The following is a 12016-nucleotide window of genomic DNA, read 5'->3' on the forward strand; positions in this document are numbered from 1 at the left end:
ATATTATTTTAGATTATATTTCTCTTTTTTAACTTTTCTTATCCTATCTTTCTCCCTTAATATATGGTTCACCATCTGCTTTAGGCGGCGTAGTTTTTCCAACAAAACCAGCAAGAGCTAACATTGTTAAAATGTATGGAATACTTGCATAGAATTCATTTGGTAAATGTATAGCAGTAAAACTTTGAGCTGCCATTTGGAAAGCACTACCAAAAGCAAAAAGCATACATGCCCACATTGTTCCAGTTGGTTTCCAGTTACCAAATATCATTGCAGCAAGAGCTATGAATCCACGACCTGCTACCATACCTTCTTTATAAACAGGAGTTATACCTATAGATAAAGCCGCTCCCCCTAATCCTGCTAATACTCCTGATAATATAACACATAAATATCTCATTTTATAAACATTTATTCCAAGAGTATCTGCTGCACTTGGATGTTCTCCAACAGCTCTTATTCTAAGTCCTAACGGAGTTTTAAACAATACAAAATTTGATACTAAAACTAATACAATTGCTAATATAACAAACCAGTTTAAGTCCTTTAGCACTGGAACATTCTTTAAAAATCCTGGAAGACTATACGATAACCCTTTAACTACATCAGTTTGACCACCTGTTTTAAATATTGGTCCTATCAAGAAACTAGCTAAAGCTGTTGCAAAAAGATTTATAGCTGTACCTGATATAACCTGATCCGCTCTTAAATTTATACTTAAAAATGCATGCACTGCTGCAATAGCTCCCCCAGCTATCATTGCAAATATAATTCCCATAATAGGGCTTCCTGTAATATATGATCCTAAGACTGCAAAGAAAGCTCCTATTATCATCATACCTTCTAACCCTATATTAACTACTCCTGATCTTTCTGAAAAAACTCCTCCAAGTCCTGCAAATATAAGTGGTGCTGCCATTCTTAATGTGGAGGCTATTAATGGTATTATAACATTATCCATTTATTACCTCTCCTTTCTTTTTCTTATCTGCAAAGTACTTAACAATATAATCTGTTGCAACAAAGATTATTATAATTGATTGAATTAAAAATACAATTTCCTTTGGAATATCATTAAACTGAAGCATTGTAGCACTACTCTTTAGAGCGCCAAATAAAACTGCAGAAGCTATACAGCCTATTGGATTAGACTTTGCAAGAAGAGCAACTGCTATACCATCAAATCCAAAGTTAGGAAAAGCCATAAAGTCTTGAACTTGATATGTGATACCAGCTACATGTGTAGCACCACCTATACCTGCAAGAGCTCCTGATAATACCATTGCTAAAACTATATTTTTAGTTACATTTATACCACCATATTCTGAAGCTGAAGGATTAATACCTACCCCTCTTATTTCATAACCAATAGTAGTTTTCCATAATAACCAGTAAATAAATATTGCAAAGATTATTGCTATGAAAATACTTATATTACCCTTACTTATATTACTTAAAGGCATTAATCTAGCACTTTCTTGAATTAACGGAGTAGATGATTTTCCTGGAACAGCAAATACAGATTTCTTTATTATCCAGTTTGCAAAAAACATACCTATATAGTTCATCATAATTGTATTGATAACTTCATTTGTACCAAATTTAGCTTTAAGAATTCCTGGTATTCCACCCCATATAGCTCCTATTACAATACCTCCAAGTATAATAAGTATTACGTGTATTACAGGATTTAGCCCAGGAATTAATCCAATTATTCCACCAGCAATCATTCCCATTATAAATTGTCCTTCAGCACCTATATTAAAAAGACCACATCTAAATGCTATTGAATGAGCAATCCCTGTAAAAATTAATGGTGTTACATAAGTTATAGTTGTAAGTGTATTTCTTTTAGTAGCAAAGCTTCCCTGCCAAATTGTACTAAATAAATCACTTAAAGCTGAAAAATATTGTGTTATAGGATAACCTTTAGACCACATTACAAAAAATACTGCTACAAATATAGAAACAATTATTGCGAATAATGGGAAAATAAGGCTTTTTATTCCGTCCTTAATATTGTTTAAAACACTATTATCTTTACTCAACTTTGCTCACCTCTTTTTCATCTAAGCTTCCTCCAGCCATAAGTATACCAAGCTTTTGTTCGTCTGCATCTTTTCTGTCCAATATACCTACTATTTTTCCATCATACATAACTGCAATTCTATCTGATAAAGCTAAAACTTCATCTAGCTCAAAAGATACTAAAAGAACAGCTTTTCCTGCATCTCTTTCTGCTACAAGTCTTTTATGTATGAATTCGATAGCTCCAACATCTACTCCCCTTGTAGGTTGCGCCGCTATTAATAAATCAGGATTTTTAGATATTTCTCTAGCAACAATTAGTTTTTGCTGGTTTCCACCAGATAATGCAGAAGCATGAACTTCATCATTAGGAGTTCTTACATCAAATTCTTTTATTATTTTCTGTGCAAATTCTCTTACTTTCTTATAATCTATAACTGTATTCTTACTGAAAGGAGCTTTATGCTGCATTCCTAAAATTGAATTTTCAAATAAAGAATATTTAAGTATAAGTCCTCTTTTGTGCCTATCTTCTGGAATATGTCCTACTCCACTATCTACAATTTCTCTAGGTGTTTTGCCAAAAATATCTTTACCATTCAAAGATATTTTACCATTTTGGGGTTTTCTAAGACCTGTTAAAACTTCTAAGAATTCAGTTTGACCATTTCCATCAACTCCTGCAATTCCTAAAATTTCTCCCCCATTTATTGATAGATTTATTCCATTTATAGCTGGTAAATCTCTATTATCATTTGCATGAAGATTTTCTATTTTTAATACTTCTCCTCTTAATTTACTTTCTTTTTTTTCAACTATAAGATTAACCTTTCTTCCTACCATAAGTTCAGCAAGCTCATCTATAGATGTATCCTTTGTATTAACTATACCCGTCACTTTTCCACGTCTTATAATTGTAACTCTATCACTCATACTCATAACTTCTTTTAGCTTATGAGTTATAAGAATTACTGATTTTCCTTCAGCCTTTAAATTTTCTATTATAATTCCTAATTCTTCAATTTCTTGTGGAGTTAATACTGCAGTTGGTTCGTCTAGAATCAGTATTTCTGCACCTCTGTATAAAGCCTTTAAGATTTCTACCTTTTGCTGTTGTCCAACACCTATGTCTTCTATAACAGCATTTGGATCAATATTAAAGCCATACTTTTTAGCTAACTCTTCAACATCCTTAATAGCTTTATTTATATCCAATTTAACACCTTTTTTAGGTTCCATTCCCAATACAATATTTTCTGCTACAGTAAAGTTATGAACAAGCATAAAATGTTGGTGTACCATTCCTATTCCTAATTTTATTGCATCATTTGGATTAGTTATTTTAACCTCTTTACCTCTAACAAAAATTTGTCCCTTTTCTGGTTGATAAAGTCCATATAAAACATTCATCAATGTAGTTTTTCCTGCACCATTTTCTCCAAGTAAAACGTGTGTTTCACTTTTTAACAATGTAAAATCCACATTATCATTAGCTGTTGTACCTGGAAAAACCTTAGTAATCTCTTTCATTTCAATTACTTTATCCATTATTGTCCTCCTTTCACATATTCAAGTCCAATTATGTTCATTATTAAAATCTATATATGATATAAGATTTTTGAAAAGGCTAGATGTATAATACACCTAGCCTTTGTTATTACACCTAGCTTTTAATCTATTTTCACTATATTCTTTTATAAAAACTTTTACTTTTTAACTATTTTATAGCATCAGTTGTAAAAGTTTTAGCTTCTTCTGGTTTTTGTGGAACTGTTATTTTTCCTTCTTTAATAGCAGCCGCATATTTATCTACTAATTGTATAGCATCGTTAGATACATTTTGTTTAACTATATCTTTTACATCATCTGGAATTTCACCTCTTGAAGTTGGAGCTATACCAACACCATCTTCTTTAAGTCCAAATACTTTATTAATACCGCCTTTAAAGTTTCCTTCAACTACTTCTTTTGCAGCTAAATATGTTGCAGTATCAACTCTTTTTATCATACTTGTAAGTATTACATCAGCATACATAGGTTTTTTATTAGCATCTGTAATTGTTAATACTTGGTCTTGGTCAACACCTATTGACCAAACTTGTTTTCCACCATCTTTAATTTCTTTAGCTGCTTTAAATAATCCTAATCCTACTCCACCAGCTGCATGGAATACTATATCACAATCTTCACCATATAATCCTTTTGCAAGTTCATAACCTTTATTTGCATCACCAAAGCTATCAGCATATTTAACAACTACCTTTATGTCTGGATTTACAGCTCTTGCTCCAGCTATGTATCCTGCTTCAAATCTTCCTATTAATGGACCTTCTTTTCCACCTATGAATCCTATTTTGTTAGTTTTAGTAGTTTTTGCAGCTATTGCACCTACCAAAAACGATCCTTCTTCTTCTTTAAATGTTAAATATTGAACATTTCCAAGATAATCTTTTTTCTCATTTGGTACAGAGTCAACTATTGCAAAGTTTTTGTCTTTTGCTTGTGTAGCTACTTCTTTTAAAGCTTCCGCCATTTGATATCCAATAGCAAATGTTAAATCTGAATTTGCATCTAAGGCTAAAGTTTGAAGATGTGGAACAAAGTTTTCCTTTTGAGTTGATTCAAGTGGTTTATACTGAAAACCAAATTCTTCTTGTGCTTTCTTGATACCTTCATTAGCAGCTTGGTTAAATGATTTATCATTTAATCCACCTTCATCCGTTGAAAGACCTATTCTTACGTCTGATTTTTGTGCCTTTTGTTCTTGACCTGGTTTCTTTTCTGTGTTCTCAGTTTTTCCAGCACAGCCAGCAAATAAAGACGCTACCACTGCAACTGTTGCTAGCATTGCAACTAATCTTCTTTTTTTCATTTACTACCCCTCCTAAGACTAACTTAATTAGATTAAGTAAAGGTTTACAATATGAAACCGCTTACCTAAAAAATTATTTGTTGCTCAAGGTTAAATTTTATAGAAAAAATAATAAATATTGTTTAAACTTTCTATAAAATCATTACTTATATGATACGATATTAATATGTAAAAATCAAGTAAAACTTTTAATTTACTTCTCTAATACTCTTCATTAATTAGTATGTTTAAAATCATTAAAAATTATTAGTAAATAATAAAAAAAGACTTCATTTTTTCATAAAATAAAGTCTTTTTTTATCAAATATAAATTTTTTTATAATCTATCAGCAACAAATTTAGTTAAATCTGCTAATCTATGAGAATATCCTGCTTCATTATCATACCAAGAAACCACTTTTACTAATTTTTCTCCCATTTTCATAGTTGACAATCCATCAACTATTGATGATCTTTCATCTGCTCTATAATCCATTGATACTAATGGTTCTTCACTAAATCCAAGTATTCCTTTTAATTCTCCTTCAGCAGCAGTCTTGAATGCAGAATTTATTTCTTCAACTGAAGCAGCTTTATTTAATGTACATACAAGGTCAACCATTGAAACTGTTGGAGTTGGAACTCTTACAGCCATTCCGTTTAATTTTCCTTTTAATTGAGGCAATACTAATGCAACCGCTTTTGCAGCACCAGTAGTTGTTGGTATCATTGATTCTGCAGCAGCTCTTGCTCTTCTTAAGTCGCTATGAGGAGCATCTAATATTTTTTGATCATTAGTATAAGCATGAATAGTAGTCATTAATCCAGCTTCTATTCCAAATTCTCTGTCAAGTATTTTAGCAAATGGAGCCAAGCAATTTGTTGTACATGAAGCATTTGATATTATATTGTGATTTGCTGGATCATATTGTTCTTCGTTAACACCCATAACGATTGTTACATCTTCATCTTTAGCTGGAGCTGAAATAAGAACCTTTTTAGCACCTGCTTCTAAGTGTAATTGAGCTTTTTCTCTGTTTCTAAATAATCCTGTACATTCTAATGATATATCTATACCCATTGCTGCCAATGGAAGATTCTTTGGATCTCTTTCAGCTGTTATTTTTATTTCTTTTCCATTAACTACTATAGCTCCTTCTTTAGCTTCTACAGTTCCATCAAACTTTCCATAAAGTGAATCGTATTTTAATAAGTGAGCTAATGTAGCTGGATCAGTTAAATCATTGATTAGTGCTACTTCTAAATCATTACTGTAATTTTTCAACAACGATCTAAATACATTTCTTCCTATTCTTCCAAATCCATTAATTGCAACTTTTTTCATTTAAAATTACCTCCTACAATACTTTTAATAATTTTATTTATATATTATATATATATATCTAATTTTAATTATCTATATTAGTGTTCTCATTTTTCGTTATATTTATAATCGCTTTAAAAGATGTAATTTATAATTTACTATAACGTAAAAAAACACATCTATCTTGTTATTTATACAAGATAAATGTGTTTTTATATTTTAGTACATATACAGTAATTTTTATTAAACTTGTCCTATTTTAAATTATTTTGCAAGGTTTGCAAAGTATTTTAAAGTTCTGATTAATTGTGAAGTATATGACATTTCATTATCATACCAAGAAGCAACTTTAACTAATTGTTGTCCATCAACTTCCATAATCTTAGTTTGAGTTCCATCAAATAATGATCCAAAGTTAATTCCTACTATATCTGATGATACAATTGGATCTTCAGTATATCCGAATGATTCATTAGAAGCAGCTTCCATAGCAGCATTAACTTCTTCAACAGTAACCTTTTTATCTAAAGTACATACTACTTCAGTTAATGAACCAGTTATAACTGGAACTCTTTGAGCGTTTCCATCTAACTTACCAGCTAATTCTGGAATAACTAAAGCGATAGCTTTAGCAGCTCCAGTTGAGTTTGGAATAATGCTTGCAGCTGCAGCTCTTGCTCTTCTTAAATCACCTTTTTTGTGTGGAGCATCTAAAGTATTTTGGTCATTTGTGTAAGCGTGGATTGTAGTCATGAATCCTTTAGTTAATCCAAAGCTGTCATTTAAAACTTTAGCCATTGGAGCTAAGCAGTTAGTAGTACATGAAGCACCTGATATAACTGTTTCATCTCCTTTTAATATATCATGGTTTACGTTGAAAACTACAGTTGGAAGGTCGCTACCAGCAGGAGCTGATATAACAACTTTCTTAGCACCAGCTTTTACATGAGCTGAAGCTTTTTCTTTTGAAGCAAAGAAACCAGTACATTCTAAAACTATGTCTACTCCTAATTCTCCCCAAGGTAAGTTTTCTGGGTTAGCTTCTGCAGTAACTTTTATTTCTTTTCCGTTAACTATGAAAGCTCCTTCTTTAACTTCGATTTCACCATTGAATCTTCCTTGAGCTGAATCATATTTGAATAAGTGAGCTAAAGTTTTAGCATCTGTTAAATCATTTATTGCAACCACTTCAAATTCTGGGTTGTCAATCATTAATCTTAATGCTAATCTTCCTATTCTTCCAAAACCATTAATAGCTACTTTTGTCATTAAAATTACCTCCTAAAATTTTTATATCAATATATTTTTAATATAATTTTAACTGTTTTATTTAAATGGATTTATTATCTTGTTCCTTTTTTATAATGTTTATAATCTCTTTCGCAGCACCTTCGTCTGTTATTAAGATATTTTTTGCATTATATCTTTGAACACCAATAATTGCTTCTGCTTTACTCTTACCTCCAGCAATAGAAATGCGATATTCTATCCGTTTAGTATCTTCACTTTTTATTCCAGCAGTATGGCTTAAAAAAACAATATTTCCTTTCCTGTCAAAATAACATCCAAAGGCTTCTCCAACTGCTCCATCTTCTTTAAGTTCGCTTATTTTTTCTTCTTTGCTTCCTCTTCTTCTTGCCATTTCATCAGCTTTACCTATTCCATAAACTAATACATTAGCTTTACCTATGCTTTCTTGTACTTCCTTTATACTTTCCTCATTTAATATAGCAAATATTTCGGCATAGTCAACATTTTCCAAGAGTTGAAGCATTTTATAATCAGCTGATAACTTCTCTGCAAGCTTAGCAACTAAAGTATTTGCTTGTATTTCAACATTTCTTCCTAGCCCACCTCTTGCAGGCACAACCAGTAGATGTCTATAGTCACTTGTTTTAGGCATATTATCAACCATTTTTTTTATAGTTGTACCACCAGTTAAAGCTATTATCATTTTATCGTCTAGTAAATCTTTTATATAGTTAGCGGCACTTTTGCCCATTTCATCTAAAACAAGTTCATTTTCGTCAACATTACCTGGAACAACCATAACATCTTTTAAATCCAAATGTTTTCTTAAAAAGTCCTCCATCTCAGCTAAACCTTTTAATTCATGAACAAACTCTTTTAATTTTTCTAAGATTTCTCTTCCTTCTGGAGTCACTGTCATTCCATCACTGTTAATATCTATTAAATTTTGTTTTTTGAAGAAACTAACCTCATTTCTTACTACTCTCTCACCAATTCCCAAATAATTAGCAAGCATTCTTCTACCTATTGGTTGGTTATAATATATTGTTGTAAGGATATTATATCTTTTATCTAATAACTCCAATAATTCTGGTACTATCTTTTTCTGAATTTCTAGGTTATATTGCAAACAAAACACCTCTTTGGTCGTTTCATGTCCCACTTGTTTAATTTACGTCCCACTATTATTATAAACTGAATATAGATTTTTTAAAAGGTATTTTCAAAAAAAATATTGTTAATTTTTTTTCCATATACCATTATCACTATTTTTTTGTATAAAAAAATCCCCTAAAGGGGACTATCAATAAAGTGGTTTCTACCATATTTCTTTTTTATCTAGTAAAGTTATATCTCTATTCTGTCTCTTCCATTTGCCTTTGCACTATACAAAAGCTCGTCTGCCTTTTTAACTAATTCTATTGGGGTTTCTATATCTAATTGTACAACTCCTCCACTAATAGTAATTCTTAATTCTTTATAATCAAAAATTAATTCTTTGATTTCTTTTCTAATTTTTTCTGCTATCTTGTATGTATTTTCTAAATTTTGTTGTGGCAGAATAGATAAGAATTCTTCTCCTCCATACCTTCCAACAATACCTGCTTGTCCAACATGAGTTTCAATACATTTTGCAACTGTTTCTAAAACCTTATCTCCACATTGATGCCCATAAATATCATTTACTTTTTTAAAATGGTCTATATCTAACATAATAATAGAAAGCGGTTTTTGTTCTTCATTTGCTCTTTTTATTTCTTTTTCCAAGTTCTCGTACATATATTTATGATTATACAAACCAGTAAGTCCATCTGTAATACTAATTTTTTTCAACTCATTATTCATCTCTTTAATTTTATTTTCTATTTCATTTCTCTCTTTAATCATATTATTAGCAGAATTAGCTAATTGTTTTAATTCTGAGTAATAAATTTTATCAACATCAATCTCCACATATTCACTTGAAGCCTTCTCAAAAAAAGAAAAGAAAACTTTAAAGCTTTTATCAATTAAATCCTTTATAATTTTTGCCAATATACCCACTAATAAAATGAGACTAAGCACAATAATACTTATCTTAATTATCCTTGTTTTCACTTCTTTTTCCATTTCAATTCGCTTTGCATTAATAACGGCTTCAATCTCATCAGTATAAATTCCTGTTCCAATAACCCATTGCCATTCTGGAATCGCCTTAACAAAATATAATTTTTCAGAAGTCTTGTCTGAATTTTTTTTAAACCAATTCTGTTTTGTAAAAGCTCCTTCAGGATTTTGTTTAGCAATCATTATTTCTTCTTGAACAAATTTTATACCATTGTCATCTTTCAAATCCCACAAATTTTTTCCAACTACTTTTGGAAACATACCATTAACTAGCTCTATCCCTTTATAATTTACAATAAATATATATTGATCATTGTTATATCCAAAACGAATTTGTGAAATTCTTTTACAGATTTTATCTTGCAGATGTTTTTGAACAATATCTTCTTTTAATTTTGCTTCTGTTTGAGCTTTTTCAAATTCAATATACTCAATAATTCTATTTACTTCATTTTTTAAAAGTATTTGCTGATTTTGTATATATTCATTCCTTAAAATTTTAGCTTCATCATTGAATCGTGAATATTCTCTATTTATCCACATATACCCCAAAACCAATCCAGTAATAACCACAAATGTAATCATGTGTACAAAAATAGATCTTACTATGCTGCGTCTTATTTTTCTCACCTTGCTTTCATACAATATATCTATATTTTCTTCTTATTATATCTATCATTTTATCATATTTAATTTAGCTATGTAATTGCTTTATACCTTACTATATATGCTTTTTCGAATTTTTTTCAATCTTCTTTAATTTTTGTTAAAACAAGCAATATTTTATACTGCCATTAAAAATTATCCACAAGTTTAAAATTTTATAATTTCCTAGTAAGTAAAAAAATCCCCCTAAAAATTAAGGGGATTTTCTTATTTAAATATATTTTCTATAATTTTTAGCATTTTCACTCAATCTCTACCTTCGCCTCTTTATTAAAGGGGTTTGTCCTAACTGCTAGTGAAAATAAGTATGGATATTCTTTTTGTAAATGTTCTATGTAATTTACCCACTCCAATATTAAATTACCATATACTCTAGATATATCATTAGAAATATGCTCTAAATCTTCTTCAGATGAATAATCTATATTTTTTCTATTAGAAAGTTCTTCTGTAAGATGAAAAACTGACCATAATAAATCTGTAAAAGATTGATGTTCTAATAAATTAGAGTTTTGTAAAAGATTAAGCATAAATTTTCTTCTGCCAACTAAAAATTCTTTTAATCTTTTAATACCTTCTATTCCTAGTGAAAACTCAAGATTTTCATTTTTAACCTTATTTTTTAATTCTGTAAATTCTTTTTTAGTCCACTCATCAGAAAAATTAAACGTCTCAGCTCTTTCATATAAATTAGGCTGTTCTTCAATGATTATTTTAATCAATTCATCTCCCATTTCAGCAAAAAAGCACCCTATTACCATGTTTAATTTTTCCATAAGTTCCTGCTTTTTATTATGATTTATCAATTTATTAAGTACAAAAGTAACTAATAAAGTTGAAAGGGGTAAAAAACCTAATTGTACAATAACTGTTTTAAATATGTACATATTATCTCTAAATATTAAATAATGTAGAGTATAAACTGTACAGGATAATGCTATAAATAATATTACCAACTTCATTTTCCAATTATTTTTTTTCAATATAATCCCTACCTATCCATTTTAAAATTTGCATAAATATAATATATCATCATTTGAATTTTTGTCCAATATAAAAAGGTAAAAATTTAAAGGAAGATAAAAGTATCTCCCTTTTTGATTAATATACTATTTATATAATTTTTTAAACTCTAAATATCCATTCTTTCTTAATTGGCAAGCTGGACATTCACCGCATCCATTCCCTTTGATGCCGTTATAGCAAGTTAAAGTTTCTTCTTTAACTATATCAAGTACACCTAAATCATCTGCCATTTTCCATGTTTCTGCTTTGTTAATCCACATTAGCGGAGTATGAACTACAAATTGATAATCCATAGCTAAGTTTAATGTAACATTTAAAGACCTTATAAATACATCTCTACAATCTGGGTAACCACTAAAATCACTTTGTGATACTCCAGTTATAATGTTATTTATTCCTCTTTGCTTTGCAAATACTGCAACAAAAGTTAAAAACAACATATTTCTTCCATCAACAAAAGAGTTTGGCACCTCTCCACTTGGTGCTTCCTTATCAACTTCTATATCCGTTCTAGTTAATGAGTTTGGTGCTAATTGATTTAATAAACCTAAATCTAAAATATGATGTTCTACATTATATTTTTTACAAATATCCTTTGCACATTCTAATTCTAATTTATGCTTTTGATTATAATCAAAAGAAACTGCTATAACCTCTTTAAATTTTTTCTTTGCCCAAAATAAACAAGTTGTACTATCTTGTCCACCACTAAATACAACAATTGCTTTTTCTTTATTCACAATACAACACCATCCATTTCATTA

10 protein-coding genes are annotated in these 12016 nt (G+C 29.8%); all 10 read right to left on the bottom strand.

The features are described 5' to 3' along the window. Positions 1-43 precede the first annotated feature (43 nt). A complete protein-coding gene (locus tag OXH55_RS10660) occupies positions 44-961 on the bottom strand; it encodes an ABC transporter permease (RefSeq protein ID WP_268049928.1) in 918 nt (305 codons plus the stop codon). Beyond that, on the bottom strand, positions 954-2048 hold the full coding sequence (locus OXH55_RS10665; protein WP_268049929.1) for an ABC transporter permease: 1095 nt from the start codon (positions 2046-2048) through the stop codon (positions 954-956). The genes OXH55_RS10660 and OXH55_RS10665 overlap by 8 nt, the downstream gene beginning before the upstream one ends. Continuing rightward, on the bottom strand, positions 2041-3576 hold the full coding sequence (locus tag OXH55_RS10670; protein ID WP_268049930.1) for an ABC transporter ATP-binding protein: 1536 nt from the start codon (positions 3574-3576) through the stop codon (positions 2041-2043). Before OXH55_RS10670 ends, OXH55_RS10665 begins: the two co-directional genes overlap by 8 nt. Positions 3577-3745: 169 nt before the next feature. Further along, entirely contained in the window at positions 3746-4900 is a 1155-nt protein-coding gene (locus OXH55_RS10675; protein WP_268049931.1) for a BMP family lipoprotein, read from the bottom strand. 316 nt (positions 4901-5216) lie between these two features. Continuing rightward, complete coding sequence (gene gap / locus OXH55_RS10680; protein WP_268049932.1) at positions 5217-6224, bottom strand: type I glyceraldehyde-3-phosphate dehydrogenase; 1008 nt, start codon at positions 6222-6224, stop codon at positions 5217-5219. 243 nt (positions 6225-6467) lie between these two features. Continuing rightward, positions 6468-7472 carry a type I glyceraldehyde-3-phosphate dehydrogenase gene (gap, locus tag OXH55_RS10685; protein WP_268049933.1) on the bottom strand — a complete coding sequence of 335 codons (1005 nt, stop codon included), beginning with the start codon at positions 7470-7472 and terminating at the stop codon, positions 6468-6470. Positions 7473-7533: 61 nt separating this feature from the next. Next, a complete protein-coding gene (locus OXH55_RS10690) occupies positions 7534-8583 on the bottom strand; it encodes a sugar-binding transcriptional regulator (protein WP_268049934.1) in 1050 nt (349 codons plus the stop codon). A gap of 218 nt (positions 8584-8801) precedes the next feature. Next, the gene (locus tag OXH55_RS10695; protein WP_268049935.1) at positions 8802-10190 is read right to left on the bottom strand and encodes a sensor domain-containing diguanylate cyclase; all 1389 of its coding nucleotides are present in this window, start codon (positions 10188-10190) and stop codon (positions 8802-8804) included. Positions 10191-10468: 278 nt separating this feature from the next. Next, the gene (locus OXH55_RS10700; RefSeq protein ID WP_268049936.1) at positions 10469-11209 is read right to left on the bottom strand and encodes a hypothetical protein; all 741 of its coding nucleotides are present in this window, start codon (positions 11207-11209) and stop codon (positions 10469-10471) included. 126 nt (positions 11210-11335) lie between these two features. Beyond that, the gene (queC, locus tag OXH55_RS10705) at positions 11336-11992 is read right to left on the bottom strand and encodes a 7-cyano-7-deazaguanine synthase QueC (protein WP_268049937.1); all 657 of its coding nucleotides are present in this window, start codon (positions 11990-11992) and stop codon (positions 11336-11338) included. Between the last annotated feature and the right edge of the window lie 24 nt (positions 11993-12016).

It is taken from the genome of Clostridium ganghwense, from assembly GCF_026735165.1.
Lineage (GTDB): Bacteria > Bacillota > Clostridia > Clostridiales > Clostridiaceae > Clostridium_H > Clostridium_H ganghwense.

What these genes read in the sequence shown, in the direction of transcription:
- OXH55_RS10660 (WP_268049928.1), bottom strand. Translation starts at nt 961, where the DNA reads ATGGATAATGTTATAATACCATTAATAGCCTCCACATTAAGAATGGCA.
- OXH55_RS10670 (WP_268049930.1), bottom strand. Translation starts at nt 3,576, where the DNA reads ATGGATAAAGTAATTGAAATGAAAGAGATTACTAAGGTTTTTCCAGGT.
- OXH55_RS10675 (WP_268049931.1), bottom strand. Translation starts at nt 4,900, where the DNA reads ATGAAAAAAAGAAGATTAGTTGCAATGCTAGCAACAGTTGCAGTGGTA.
- gap (WP_268049932.1), bottom strand. Translation starts at nt 6,224, where the DNA reads ATGAAAAAAGTTGCAATTAATGGATTTGGAAGAATAGGAAGAAATGTA.
- gap (WP_268049933.1), bottom strand. Translation starts at nt 7,472, where the DNA reads ATGACAAAAGTAGCTATTAATGGTTTTGGAAGAATAGGAAGATTAGCA.